Below are 14,281 nucleotides of genomic sequence, written 5' to 3' on the forward strand. Positions count from 1 at the left end.
TAAACGGCCCGATTCCCAGCTCGGCGGCGTCGCGCGGCCCACGCGCCCACGTTACTTCGACCGGCAAGCGCAGGGATTTCCGCAAGAATCTGCTGGCGTCAATTGCTATTTCAGCGATTCGAGCCAGGAAAAGAGGTGACGGAAATCTTGCGGGGTCATGCGCTGGACGAGGCCCGTCGGCATGATCGAAGGCCCCCCCAGGCTACGGGCGACGACTTCGCCGTAGGCAACGGTTGTGACCCGGCCGGTGGTGTCGGTGACGCTGAGTTCGGCGGCGCCGGGACGTTCCTCAACGACGCCTTGCAGCACCCGGCCGTCAGCCAGCTCGAGGGTCGAGGTGACGTACTGCGGGGCAATCTCGCGCGCGGGCTCGACAATCGATTGCACCAGCCGCGCGCGGTCGTGCGAGGCGCCAATTCGGCTCAAATCGGGCCCCGCCGTGCCACCCCAGCCCCCCACGCGGTGACAACGGTAACAGCCTGGCCCGCGGGGATGGAAAAAGATCTGCCGGCCGACCCGGGGATCGCCCTCGCCTTCCAGCCGCGATAGTGCATCTCCCGTCGAGATCTCGGCCGCCGACGGAGGTTGCAGCGCGAGCTGCGCAAGCTGCCGAACCGACTCGGCCTGCGTGCTCGAATCCACCAGGCTCGAGAGGCGCGCGCGTTCGTCGTCGGTCAGTTCCGCGCCCGACAGCGAGCGCAAAGCGGCCTCTACCGCCCGCGGCTCGTCCTGGCTGAGCAGCTCGAACAAAGCACGCCGGCTAGCGGGGTCGCGTGGGTCGAGACCGGCGGCGGCATCGTTGCACTCGGCGACAGGCAATCGAGCGTCGCGGACCGTCTTGCGCAGCAGTTCCTGCTGACCCGGCGACGGTGCCAACGCCAGGATTTGAATCGCCGCCCTTCGCAGTTCGTCCTCGGGCTGCGCAATCAAATCGCTCAGCATGCCGGCCTGAAGTCCCGGGTAATTGGCGCGTAGCAAGCGCAGCGCTGCTGAGCGCACGGCGGCCGGGCGTGCCGCATCGCGCACGATTTGAAAGACCAGGTCTTCACCGGCCGTTTCCTCGAGCTTTTGACCGGCCGGCCGATCGAGCATTCGCATTGCCGTCAGCGCTGCCTCGAGCTGGCGGGCGTCGTTCGCGCTGCGATCGACCAAGGCCGCCAGCGCGGCCCGTTGGTCGGTCAGCCGCGCATCGGTGGTCCACTCGATGCCGACAAACCGCACATCGCGATCCAGATCGGCCAAGAGCCGTGGCGCGGCCCGGGCAAGCGTCGTGTCGCCTGCGTCGAACGACTCGCGCAGCAACAAGGCCGCAGCCAGGCGTTGGCTCTGCGGATGTTCCGCGCTCAGCCACTCGAGCCAGTCGTCGGGGCGAGAGAGGCGCAGCAGGCCCCGGCGGGCGGCCTGTTGAACGAAAGGATCGCTTTCGGCCGCCGCCGCGAGCAATTCATCGATCGGCGCTTTCGCGGCGAGGTGTTCGCGCCGCGTGGCACCGGCGGTCGCGATGCCGTCCGTCGAGACGCTCGTGCCCGGCGCCGACGCCGCCTTGGGCGCCGTGGCCTTGCGGCGCACCAGCCAGACACGCCCCTTGCCGTGCAGTTCGTAGGCCCGATCGACCCAGTCGCTCAGGTAAAGGTCGCCATTGGGCGCAAGCGCGATGCCGACGGGGCGAAAGTTCTCATCGCCGCGTATGACCGTCTCGAACGACGCCCGGAAACTCGCGCCCTGCGGCTCGAGACGAAATCGATCGACGCGATGATCACCCCACGAGGTGACGAGCAGGGAGCCTTGCATGTCGGCAGAAACCGCGGCCGAAGGGCAATAGACAATGCCCGAGGGGGCCTCGCCCGTGCCGGCGACCATCGGCAAAGTGCCCGGCAGCTCGCCGTTCCAAGCAGTGAACGGATGCACGCCCTTGCGGCCGTTGCGAAACCGATAGCCGTAGTCGCCGTGTGGCACCACGTGGAGCAGCCGGCACGGCGGCCGACTGTCCGGGTCGTTGTCGACGGCGAACAGCTCGCCCTGTGGATCGAAAGCCAGGTGAAATGGATTCCAGAAGCCCGTCGCCACGCGCGCAAGCTGCGTCCCATCTGGCTCGATGACGTAGATGCTGCCCCCTTCGCCGCCCCCGCCCAGTTTCCGGCCGTCGGTGCCGATCAAGCTATACGCGGCGCCGAGATTCTCCCCCAGGCCGAAGAATACCCGGCCCGCGTCGTCGAAGGCGAAACCCGACAGCCCGTTGTGCGGATAATCGCCGTCGGTTTCCAGCCGGGCGATTTCTTGACGGCGATCGGCCGAGCCGTCGCGATCGTCGTCGTACAGTCGAAACACGTCACGCCGCGTGGCGACGAACACCGAGCCGTCGCGGTACGTGGCCAGATTCATCGTGGCCGTGGTACCTTCGAAGAACGTGGTGACTTGTTCGAGGCGGCCGTCGCCGTCGAGGTCGACGCCGCGCCGAATGCGATCGGCCGGCGGGCCCTGATAGCCCGGCGGACGGAAGTGCGTGTGGTTTTCGACCACCAGCACCGAGCCGTCTGCCAACACGGCGATGCCGGTCGGCGTGACGAGGTCCGGTTCGCTCATCGCGAGTACGACTTCGACTTGTTCGTCCGCGGCAACCGGAGGTGCGCCGTCGGCCAGCCGTGCCGGCAGCAACACACAGGCAAGCCCGCAGATTCGCCAGATCCAATACGCCGGAGCCTTGGTTGCAGGGGCGTACACGCAGTCTCCGATCGTGCGGTTGAAGGTCGCCGCCGGCGGCGGGCACGGTTGGCCGCATGCGGATGACCCACATGCGGGCGAGACAATTGCCGGGAAGACGAGTTATACTACGTCCCGGTTAACACGTGCGCGACCGGGCCGTTTATGCCGGCATTTTCTCGCATTGCGATGGGGCTGCTGTTCGCGGTTTCGGCCAGCCCGGCCTTGGCCGTCGACGCGCCGGCAGCTACCAACGAAGCTGCGTTCTCCGCGGCGCAGGTCGAATTCTTCGAGATGCAAATCCGGCCGCTGCTGGCCGAAAACTGTCAGCGGTGCCACGGCCCGGAGAAACAGGAAGGCGGACTACGGCTCGACAGCCGCGCTGGCCTGCTGGGTGGCGGCGATTCGGGGCCGGCCGTTGTGCCTGGCAATGCCGACGAGAGTTTGCTCGTGCAGGCCGTGCGTTATGCGCCGGACGGCTATCAAATGCCGCCGCCTGGCAAGCTGGCCGACGCGCAGATTGCAGCACTGGAGCGCTGGGTCGGCGAAGGCGCGGCCTGGGCCACGGCAGGCGAGGCCTCGTCGCCTAAGGATCCCAAGGTCTTCGATCTGGCCGAGCGGGCCAAATTCTGGTCGTTTCAGCCCGTGCAGCCTGTCGAGCCGCCGGCGGTGATCGACGCGGCCTGGTGTCAAACGCCGGTCGATCGTTTCATTCTGGCCGAACTCGAGGCGCACGGCTTGCGCCCGGCAGCCGCGATCGATCGCGGTGCGCTGTTGCGTCGAGTGACCTACGATCTGATCGGTCTGCCGCCGACGCCGGCGGAATTGGCCGACTTCACGGCCGATACCTCGGCCGACGCAATCGCGCACGTCGTCGATCGACTGCTGGCATCGCCGCGGTATGGCGAACGCTGGGCACGCCATTGGCTCGACCTGGTCCGCTATGCCGAAGGGCACGGGCACGAATTCGACTACGACATTCCCGCTGCCTACGAGTACCGCGATTACTGCATTCGCGCCTTGAACGCCGACGTGCCGTACGACCAGTTCGTGTGTGAACACATCGCAGGGGATCTCTTACCCCAGCCGCGCAGACATCCCACCGAGGGCTTCAACGAATCGATCATTGCCACGGGATTCTTCCACCTGGGGGAAGCGACTCACTCGCCCGTCGACATCCTGGGAGACGAGGCCGAACGCTTTGACAACGTCATCGACGTGATCGGCAAGGCGTTTTTAGGACTGACGATTGCTTGCGCCCGTTGCCACGACCACAAGTTCGACGCGATTTCGACCAAGGATTACTACGCGCTCGCCGGAATCCTGCAAAGCTCGCGCTATCAGTTGGCGTCGTTTGCCGGCCCCGAGCACAACGCACCGCTCGTCGAGGAAATGTCGCGGCTGATCGACGCGCGCCAGGAGCCTTTGCGCCGGCAGCGGCAGCAAGCATTGAGCCCAGCGCTCGAGCAACTGCCGGACTATTTACTCGCGGCTGCCCCGCTGGCGCGGCCCTGGGGCGAGTTGCCCGAAGCGGACATCGCCGCGCGCGACGAGGTGCAGGCGGCGGCCCAGGCGTCGAACCTTGACCTGCCGGCTCTGGTGCGCTGGATCAAACAGCTGGCCCAGCCTGAGCAAAAACCGAACGACGTGTGGTTCGCGTGGAGCAAATTGAGCCCCGCGGCGCCGTCGGACTTCGCCACGGTGGTCGGGCAAGTGCGCGAAGAGCTGCGTGCGGCCGCATCGCCTCCGGCGAACGACTGGACGCCGCTGGCCGCGTTTGACGGGCCTGACTATGCCGATTGGTTCGTCTCGGGCGAGGCGTTCGGCCCGCGTCCGCGGCAGCCGTACGAATCGTTTGCCGCCACGAGCGGCGATGATTTTCTACCCGGTATGATCGGCGGCGGGGCCGCCGACAGCGCGCGGATTTCGCGCCGACTGCGCGGAGCGCTGCGCTCGCCGACCTTCTCGATCCGGCACCAGACGATCTGGTTTCGCGTCGCGGGCACCGGCACCATCAACACGGTTGTCGATTCGCATCGGTTGATCTTCGGTCCATTGCACGGCTCGCTGCGCACCCGCGTCGATCGTCAGGGAGCCCCCGAGTGGATCGCGCAAAATCTGACCGATTACCTCGGGCACCAGGCCTACGTCGAACTGCTCGACGACGGGCCCGACGGCTTGATCGTGACCGATGTTGCGTTGAGCAACGGAGGCGCTCCGCCCGATCCACCCAATCCCTTGGTTATGGCGCTGGTCGAGACCCCCGAGGCGGCTTCAGCCGAGGGGCTCGCCCGCGGCTATGCCCGGCTCTTCGCTGGCGCCGTGGAGCGCTGGGGAGCGGATTCGTCTCCAAATCCCCAGGCGAATCGGGCCGCGGGGCAATTGATCGACTGGCTGGTCGCGCATCGCGATTGGTTGCCCTACGAGGCGGCGACGACCGCCTCGGCCGAATTGGCCGAATCCCGCTCGCGGCAGGCCGCACTCGACGCCCAATTGGCCGATGCACGCGTTTGCCTGGCGATGGCCCCTGGCACGCCGGAAGACTCGCCCGTTTATATCCGTGGCAAGGCGCACAAGCCGGGCGACGTCGTGCCGCGGCGGTTTCTCGAGGCCATCGCAGGCGCGAATCAGCCGGCGCTCAGCGACGAGTGCGGGCGCATGTATCTCGCCGGGCGGCTGATCGACCCCGCGAATCCGTTGGTCGCGCGCGTGCTGGTCAATCGGCTGTGGCTGCACCATTTCGGTACGGGCCTGGTGCCCACTCCCGACAATTTTGGACGCCAAGGCGAACGGCCCACGAATCCCGCGCTGCTCGATTGGCTGGCCGGCGAATTGATTCGCTCGCAATGGTCGCTCAAGCACATGCACCGCTTGCTGGTGACTTCGCAGGTTTATGCCCTGGCCAGCCACCCGGTGCCCGAATCGCTGGCCGCGGATCCCAAAAACGAGCGCTGGCACTATCGTCCCGTGGCGCGGCTCGAGGCAGAGGCCATCCGCGACGCCATGCTCGCGCTGTCCGGGCGGCTCGATACGACGATGTTTGGGCCCGGGGTGCCGGTGTATCTCACCGAGTTCATGACCGGGCGTGGCCGGCCCAAAGAATCGGGACCGCTCGACGGAGCCGGTCGCCGCAGCGTCTACCTCACGCTGCGGCGCAATTTCCTGCCCGAGCTGCTCACGGTCTTCGACTATCCGCCGCCGTTCACTTGCGTCGGCCGCCGCGACGGTTCGAACGTGCCTGCCCAGGCCCTGATGCTGTTGAACAATCCGTTCGTGCTGCAACAAGCCCGGCGCTGGGGCGAACGAGTGTTGAACGAATATCCGGGCGACGCCTCGGAGCGAATCCGGGCCATGTACCTGGCTGCCTTGACGCGCGAGCCACGGCCCGAGGAGCTGGCCGCCGCACAGCAATACCTCGCCATGCGGCAAGACGTCACCAGCAGCGATCCGGCCGAGGCCTGGGCCGAGCTGGCGCACGTGTTGTTCAATGTCAAAGAGTTCATCTACCTGCGGTGACGGTGTCTGCCGATGCATCGAGATCGTGACCTCCTGACCGGCCGGCCTTGCTGCCTGCCCAGGCGCGAGTTCCTGAGCCGGGCCGCCAACGGCTTTGGCGCAATGGCGCTGGCGGCGCTGCTGAACGACCGCGCGTATGGCGCGACGCCGGCCGACGCGGCGCTCCTGTCGACACGGGCTGCCACGCATTTTCCGGCCCGGGCTCGGAGCGTGATCTTTCTCTACATGGACGGGGGACCCTCGCAGGTCGATTCATTCGACCCGAAACCCCGCCTGGACCGCGAGCACGGCCAGCCGATCAAGATGGAAGTGCCGCCGACGCAATTCGACAACGTCGGCACGGTGTTGCGCTCACCGTGGAAGTTTCGCTCGCGCGGCGAGAGCGGCATCCCCGTCAGCGATTTGTTTCCGCACGTCGCCAAATGTGTCGACGATCTGGCCATCGTGCGGTCGATGACGGCCGACTTTTCCGAACACACGAACGCCAACTACTTTCTCCACTCGGGCCACGGGCTGCAGGGACGTCCCAGTATGGGAGCCTGGGCCACCTACGGGTTGGGCAGCGACAATCAAGAGCTGCCCGGATTTGTCGTCCTGGAAAGCGGTATGATTCCGCCGGGCGGTGTGAGTTGTTTCGGCAGCGGATTCTTGCCCGCCGCCTATCAGGGGTCGATCTTTCGCCAGGGCGATCTGCCCGTGGCCGATATCCGCCCGGCCGACACGCCGGTCGAAGTGCAGCGGCAGAAGCTGGCTCTGGTAAATCGGCTCGACGCCCTGGCGATCGAGCAGCAGGGCGCCGCCGACGCGCTCGACGCGGCCATTGCCAATTACGAACTGGCCTTCCGCATGCAGACGTCGGTGCCCGAACTGGCCGATCTGTCCCAGGAAACGGCCGCGACGGTAGCGATGTACGGGCTCGACCAGCCGAAGACCCAGATCTTTGCGCATCGCTGCCTCACGGCCCGCCGGCTGGTCGAGCGCGGCGTGCGCTTCGTCGAGGTGCTGTGCCCGCAGGTCGTCGGTGATCGCTGGGATCAGCACTCGAACCTGTTGGAAGGCCACCAGAACAATGCCGACGCGACGGACCGTCCGATCGCGGCGCTGCTGCGCGACCTCAAGGCGCGCGGATTGCTCGACGAAACGCTCGTCGTGTGGGCCGGGGAATTTGGCCGCACGCCCATGGCCCAAGGCAGCGACGGGCGCGATCACAATCCTTTTGGTTTTTCCATCTGGCTGGCCGGTGGTGGCATCCGGGGCGGCACCGTCTATGGTGCGACCGACGAGTACGGCTATTTCGCCGTCGAGAACCGCACGACGATCCACGACCTGCACGCCACGATGCTGCACCTCATGGGACTCGACCACACGCGATTGACGTATCGCTTCAGCGGCCGCGACATGAGGCTGACCGACGTTTACGGCAACGTCCTGCACGACATCCTGGCGTAAACACTGGCGCGGGCAAACGGGCCGCGTACAATCCGGGGGCCACCGAGCCCGCTCAGGCGAGCAATTCGGTGACGATCTGCCCGCGCGAAACCTGGTTCGGACGGTTCAGGCGATCGCGCAATTCGGACTCCGGATCGACTCCCATGAGGTGCCACATCGTGGCGAGCAGATCGGCCGGGCTCACAGGGCGATCGGCGACATAGGCCCCGTGCTTGTCGCTGGCGCCGTAGACGGTGCCGCCCCGAATGCCGCCGCCGGCCAAGACGACGCTGTAGGCGTGCGGCCAATGATCTCGGCCGGCGTCCTTGTTGATCTGCGGCGTGCGGCCGAACTCGCCCGCCTGAATCACCAGCGTCTCGTCGAGCAGGCCGCGTTCGGCCAAATCGCCGATCAAGGCGCTATACGCCCGATCGAGCTTGGGAATGAGGTCTTCGTAGCGCCCCTTGAGCCCGCCGTGCGTGTCCCATTCCTGGTTGAACGCGTTGTAGCCCACAAACTTGACGCCGGCCTCGACCAGGCGGCGCGCCAGCAGCAGCGATTGGCCGATCTTGGTTCGCCCGTACCGATCGCGCGTCGCGTCCGGCTCTTGCGCGAGGTCGACGGCGCCGCGCAGCCGCGCGTCGCTCAACAGCTCATAGGCGCTCTGCGAGAGGTGGTCATAACGAACGACACCCGTGGCTTCGAGTTGCGCCGCCGCGGCGTCGAGCTGGGCCAGGAGTCCTTTGCGGCCCTGCAATCGCGCGGGGGCGAAATCGTCCGGCAGCGTCAAGCACAGCGGCTTGAAGTCTGATTTCTGGGGCTCGCCGGCAATCAGAAACGGGTCGTGGACCGCGCCGAGAAAGCCAGCGTATTGGCCGGGCATGCGGTTCGATGGTCCCGGAATGCTGAGCCACGTCGGCAGCGATACGCTGGTCGGCACCGACGACGGTTCGCGCTGCAGATAATTCAGGATCGCCGCCGGCCCGGGGAAGTCGTCGGGCGCCGCTTCGCGATCGATATTGGGCTGATTGGGCGAGCCAGTGAGCGTGATATACGTGCCGGCGATGTGATTGTTGAAATCATGTTGCATCGAGCGGACCACCGCCAGGCGGTCGGCCAGCCGGGCGGTGTCGGGCAACAGCGGCCCGAATTGAACGCCGGGGACGGCGGTCGCGATGGGTGAAAACGGCCCCCGAATCTCCACCGGAGCGTCGGGCTTCAGGTCCCAAAGATCGTGATGGCTGGGACCGCCCTGCAGCAGCATGAAAATGCAGGCCTGGGCGCGCGGCACCGTCGCGACGGCCGCCGCGACGCGCTCACGCGGCAAGCTCCCCGCTAGCAGGCTCAAACCACCGAGGCGCAGGACCTCTCGGCGATCGAATGTAGGAGGGGACATGCTCACGTTTGTTAATCTAGTCGCCGGCGTCGAGCGGCGGCAAGGCAATTCGCCCCCCGACTGGCCAACGCCTCTCCAGGCGACTAGAACATGCAGTATGCGACCGGCGCGAACGCGCCGCCCGCATCCTCGTTTCACGAGTTCTGTCCCGCCTGGAACTAGCACTACACGGAGACCCGAACATGAAGGCTCAATGGGCCTGGTTGCTTGCCCCGCTCTTGATTGCAGGAGGCTTTGCCGTGGCTGCCGATACCGATGTCGCACCGGTGTTTCGATACAAGATGAAAAGCCTGACGGGCAAAGAAGTCGACCTGGCGAAATACCAGGGCAAGGTCGTGTTGATCGTCAATGTCGCCAGCAAGTGCGGGCTCACCCCGCAGTACGAGCAGCTCGAGGCCCTGCACGAGAAGTATGCCGACAAGGGCCTGGTGATCCTCGGCTTTCCGGCCAATGAGTTTGGCAAGCAGGAGCCGGGCAGCGACGACGAAATCGCCGAATTCTGCGAGCAGAACTACGGCGTAAAGTTCGACATGTTCTCCAAGGTCGTGGTCAAGGGCGACGGCATCTGCCCACTCTACCAGTTCCTCACGTCGCCCGAGACGGACCCCAAGTTCGCCGGCCCGATCACTTGGAACTTCGAAAAATTCCTCGTCGACCGCCAGGGCAACGTCATCCAGCGGTTCTCGCCGAAGGTGAAGCCGGACGCGGCCGAGGTGATCAAGGCCATCGAAGCTGAGCTGGCGAAGAACTAGCGCGGCGATTCGAGTCGGCGCGCCGATTCGAGTCAGCGCGTCGATCACCATCGCCCCGTGGCAGACCCATCGTCCGCCGCGGGGCGATGTCGTTTTCCACCTAGCGCTGGGCGCCGCGCGGGTTGGCGATGTGCGCGATTTCGCTGGTTGTCAGGGCGCGGCGATAGAGACGGACGTCAGTCACTGAGCCCTGGAAGTAGTCGAACTGGCCGCGCCCGATCAGCAGCGGCGCATCGTTCGACACGTCAAGCGCCGCCGAATCGAACGGCTCGGACGTAGCGACGTGCCTGCCATCGACATAGAGCAGCAAGCGATCGGCCGCGCGAACCCCGGCCAGGTGATGCCAGCCCGGCGCGAGAGCATGATCGTGCGAGGCGCACGCGCCGCTGGCCATGCTTAGTATGCGGCCCGACGGGAGCGTTCCGGCGAACAGACGCCCCCGATAGACAGCCATCGACCAGACGCGGCGATAGGTGACGTCAGGCGTCAAATCGATCCTTCCCGTGTCGGTCCACTTGTCGGGAGCGTCGTAACGGTACACCGCTGCCAACGGCAGGGTGCCGGCATAGAGCTGCCCGTTGTAGTGGGCCGTGGCCATGACCTCTTTTTCGTCGCCCAGCCGCCCGCAGTTTGTCCAGCGATCGTCGCCGTCGTAGCGCCACACGCTGCCGCTCGGCCAGGAGCCGACAAAGAGCTGGCCTTGAAAGATGGTGAAACCATAGGTCTGAGTCTCGCCGGGCAATTGCCCGACTACGCGCCAGCCTGTTTCGGGCGTGTAGCGATGGATCTCGGCGCCGTCGTAGCTCGTGGCAAAGATCGCGCCGTTGAACACGGTCAATGCTTCGCAGCGATGACCTTCGGCCGTTCCCAGCGACGTCCAGTTCGTGCCGCCCTCGTAGCGAAAGCAGCCTGCGGGCGCGTATGTCGAGCTGGCATAGAGCTGGCCGCGATACACAACCAGCCCGTTGAGGGCCTCCGATTCGCCCAAACGACCGCAGTCCTCCCACCGGCCTGGTTCGATCAGCCGGAACACGCGTCCGCCTGGCGATTGGTTTACAGCATCGTCCAGCGCCGAGCCGCGCAGCCGATAGCACGCTGTCGCGGCGTAGAGCTGTCCATCGAATTCAGCCAAGGCCGAGACGCTGTTGGCACCGTCCAGTCGGCCGCAGTCGATCCACTGCTCGCCTTCGAGGCGATAGACGTGCCCACATTGTTCGGCGCCTGGTTCGCACGTCCCCGCGTAGAGCTGGCCTCGATAAGTGGCCAGGGCAAAGATCAGCACAGCATTGCCGGGTCGCCCATGATCTTGCCACGTCGTTTCGGGCGACGCGGTTTGCAGGCCGAACTGCACTTGCCGGAGGTTGGCCAAGGCGCTGGTTGACGCCGCATTGGTGACAATGCTCAGTTGAAAACCCCGCCGCGCAGCCGCGTCGAACCGCTCGACGACGGTGCCGACGACGTCATCGTCTTCCTCGGGGACGCGGACCCAAGCGGCGACCGAAAAATCGCCGCGTCCCGGAATGTCACGCGGCAAGCCAGGGACCTCGATGACCGAGCTTCGGCCATCGAATGCGGCTGCGCGTCGCGCGGAGGTGGGGCCCGACGTGTCGAAAGTGACGCCAGTAGCCGTGCCATGTGGACCGCTTTCATCTGCCCCTCGTGCATCGCGCTCCAAGGGCCAGGCAAGAAAGTCCGCTGGCCCCTCAGCCAGGCACGATTGCGATGGCCACACCTCGGCCAGCATGAGCCATGCGCCGGCCCATAGAATCAAGCGACACGCAAGGGGGGTAGCTTGCACGAGATGGTCTCCTTGAAGGCCGAGTTGCGTCGCCGTGGGCCTGAACGCACCGGTGATTATGGCAATTTCAGCGTGGCGCCGCGCGGCAGTATCCATGCGTTATGTCCCAGATGAACAAGCGGCGCAGAAGCGAGGTCGACGCGCGGATCGACCAGCAGCGCCTGCGGATGCCCGTTCAGTTCGACATATGCGACGGCGCGGACCCCGGGACGACGCTGAAACCGCGCTTGCCACGTTTCGGCGACATGTGCGGCATAGCTCTGCAGGACGTGCGGAAAAATGGCGAGCGACTCGCGCTGCTGCGGCGTGGTGTCGAGCCAATAATTCCAGCACACTCGCGGTGCTCCGCCTTGCGTGCGGACGATCACGATCGGCGGCAGCATTCCCCAGAAGCGCGATTCCAGCCGGTCGAGATCGACCAACTCGGGTCCCGGCCGCCGCATGGTTTGCCGCCAGATAGCCAGGACGTTTTCACCCGGAGCGCGCCAGGCGTTGCCCTCGATCACAAACAACGGGGTCGACGGCGCCCTGGCTCCCTGCAACATCCAAGGGGCCAGCGTCGACAGTTCGCGTTGAAACATGCTCGACGCCGGTAGCGCTTGTGCGATTTGCAGCAGGCGATTCGTTAGGCCGCGCACGGCCCGCAGTTGCAACGCCGGATTGTCGGTCGCTTGCACCTCGCGGGCACGTACGTGTACGGCCCTCAACACATCGGCAAACGATTCGCGATTCGGGCGCTTCAACGATCGCTGTGAGGCCAGCTCGTGCTCGGCCGTGGCGAGCAGGCGTTCGAGCGGCACAACCGGCGTCAGGCGAAACTCCTGCCCGCGCAGCTCCGGCCACAGACGCACGACGGCGGCGCGTGCCACATCACCGGTTCCCGACTCGCCAGCCGCGGGCCGGAAGAAGCAACGCTCGCCGAGCAGCGGTTCGCAGGCCAGAAACACCGCCGGCAGCCGCTCCCACGCGACGGCCGGCGCGTCGATCTCGTCGTAGATCAAGGGCGGGGAGGCGGCCCACTGTACAGGGTCGACGGTCCAGCCACTGGCGCCTTGCCGACGAAAGAGCCTTGGATCGTCGACCTCGAACCGTGTGAATTGCCCCGTCTTGTTCCGAGTCATCAGCGCCCAACTGAATCGCATGCCTTCCTCGGTCCAGTAGCCGTCGCCGGGGATTACGAAATGCCGCAGGGACAGGAACAGTTGCAAGGCGAACCAGGCCGTCGCCACCGCCAGCGCGGCGCGGGACAGCGGCCTCGACGAGTCGGCCGACGGCGGCCGGGCGCTCGGTGAGCGCCAGCCCAAGAGCAGCCCCAGCGGAAACAGCAGAAGCCCGGCAAAGAACCAGGGCCAATCGGGCTTCTCGATCCGTGGTCGGCGCAGCCATCTCACGAAGGCCAGCGGCCAGTCGGGCGCGAAGAACAACGTGGTGCCGACCCAAGCCAAGGGTGCTACGACGCCGACGCGCTCCATCGCCAGGAAGTTCGTGAGATGAAAGAAACACGCAGCGGCAAACGCGAACGCCCGCGTGCGTCGCAGGCACAACAGCGTTCCGACGACGAGGTCAAAAATCAGGCCCGCGTAGGAGAAAAAGTAGATGGTCGCTTCGTTTGCAAACACCGGCTGCAGCCCCGCGACGGCCTGCGAACCGAAGACCGCGGCCAGGCGTTCGACCGGCACGCCGCCGCGAAACCAGGTGCGGATTGGTTCGCCAGACAGCCAGTCCGGATGGATCTTTGAGGCACCCGCAAAAAAGTAAACCAGCCACATCTGCGCCCGCAGCAGGACGATTGCGCCGTAGGGCACCGTCGTCGTCGGGCGCACGGAACCCGTGGCCGACTGGATCAGGTTGTCCAACGACCAGCGATTTCCCGCGGGCAACAACGCGAACAACAGCGCGAGCACGCTGCCCAGGTAGAAATGGTTACCGTAGATCGACTGATCGAGCAGCCACAGCCAGGTGAAGATCGACACCTGCAACACGGCCGCCAGGCGATAGAACAGGCCGGCCGCAAAGCACAAACAGGCAACCACTCCGAGCCAAACGAGGGCCGTCGACCACGGCTCGCCCAAGGGCCGTATCCAGCTCAGCCCGGGATAGGGCTGTAGCCACGTAACCCCCGGGCCCGAGATCAGGACCTGCAGCGCGGTGCCCGTCGCGTGGGGCCAGACGTATTCGGCGAGCACCGTAGCCAAGGCGATGCCCAGCCCGCACCGGGCAAACGCCAACGACGCGCCATCGACCGGCTGGCCCAACATCGTTCGCCAGCTTCGGGACAAGGCGGCGTCTCTCCCCTGCGCAGCGCGACGTGCAGCGTCGGCAGTCGTTACGGCTTCGGGACCCATTCGACCGGTTGCGGCTGCAGCTCATCGGTGGGCCGCTTGCCGGCGTCGGCCCGGCCGCTGCCCGCCAGCCGGCTGTTGGCGCGTACGGCCAGGTCGTGTTCGCCGCACACGATTTGGCAGCTTAGCCGCACGCCTTGCAGGCCGCGGGCATCGAGCACTGTCTTCTCCGCGGCCGTCATCTGCTCGGGCTCACCGGCCAGGAACTCGACGCGGCAGGTCGTGCAGCGGGCATTGCCGCCGCACGCGTGCAATTGATCGATCCCGGCCTCGTCCGTCAGGCCGACAAAAAGCCGCTTGCCTGCGGGCACTTGAAAATCGCCGACACCTTAACCCGATAGCTTGGGCA

At 66.0% G+C, this 14,281-nt stretch carries 7 protein-coding genes and 1 pseudogene; 3 read left to right on the forward strand and 5 right to left on the reverse strand.

Features of this window, described 5'->3' with window-relative positions; translation table 11 throughout:
* Positions 1 to 105: 105 nt before the first annotated feature.
* Positions 106 to 2,721, reverse strand: coding sequence for a c-type cytochrome (locus tag K1X74_21765; protein MBX7168979.1), 2,616 nt, complete (start codon positions 2,719 to 2,721; stop codon positions 106 to 108).
* A 144-nt stretch (positions 2,722 to 2,865) separates the two neighbouring features.
* Here K1X74_21765 and K1X74_21770 point away from each other — a divergent pair, with 144 nt between their 5' ends.
* Both K1X74_21770 and K1X74_21775 read left to right on the forward strand, forming a co-directional pair.
* Positions 2,866 to 6,216 (forward strand): PSD1 and planctomycete cytochrome C domain-containing protein, encoded by a 3,351-nt coding sequence (locus K1X74_21770; GenBank protein MBX7168980.1) that lies wholly within the window; start codon positions 2,866 to 2,868, stop codon positions 6,214 to 6,216.
* A gap of 12 nt (positions 6,217 to 6,228) precedes the next feature.
* Positions 6,229 to 7,665, forward strand: a complete 1,437-nt coding sequence (locus K1X74_21775; GenBank protein ID MBX7168981.1) for a DUF1501 domain-containing protein — start codon at positions 6,229 to 6,231, stop codon at positions 7,663 to 7,665.
* Between the two features lie 52 nt (positions 7,666 to 7,717).
* Here K1X74_21775 and K1X74_21780 read toward each other — a convergent pair whose 3' ends face one another.
* Complete coding sequence (locus K1X74_21780; protein MBX7168982.1) at positions 7,718 to 9,040, reverse strand: DUF1501 domain-containing protein; 1,323 nt, start codon at positions 9,038 to 9,040, stop codon at positions 7,718 to 7,720.
* A gap of 182 nt (positions 9,041 to 9,222) precedes the next feature.
* Here K1X74_21780 and K1X74_21785 point away from each other — a divergent pair, with 182 nt between their 5' ends.
* The gene (locus K1X74_21785) at positions 9,223 to 9,792 is read left to right on the forward strand and encodes a glutathione peroxidase (protein MBX7168983.1); all 570 of its coding nucleotides are present in this window, start codon (positions 9,223 to 9,225) and stop codon (positions 9,790 to 9,792) included.
* Between the two features lie 100 nt (positions 9,793 to 9,892).
* On the opposite strand, the gene K1X74_21790 is transcribed toward K1X74_21785, so the two are convergent.
* From K1X74_21790 to K1X74_21800, 3 genes and pseudogenes are all read right to left on the reverse strand, one after another.
* A complete protein-coding gene (locus K1X74_21790; protein ID MBX7168984.1) occupies positions 9,893 to 11,326 on the reverse strand; it encodes a LamG domain-containing protein in 1,434 nt (477 codons plus the stop codon).
* Positions 11,327 to 11,646: 320 nt separating this feature from the next.
* Entirely contained in the window at positions 11,647 to 13,869 is a 2,223-nt protein-coding gene (locus K1X74_21795) for an HTTM domain-containing protein (protein ID MBX7168985.1), read from the reverse strand.
* Between the two features lie 47 nt (positions 13,870 to 13,916).
* Positions 13,917 to 14,281 (reverse strand): annotated as a pseudogene (locus K1X74_21800) ((2Fe-2S)-binding protein).

The organism is Pirellulales bacterium (assembly GCA_019694435.1).
In the GTDB taxonomy this organism is placed as follows: domain Bacteria; phylum Planctomycetota; class Planctomycetia; order Pirellulales; family JAEUIK01; genus JAIBBZ01.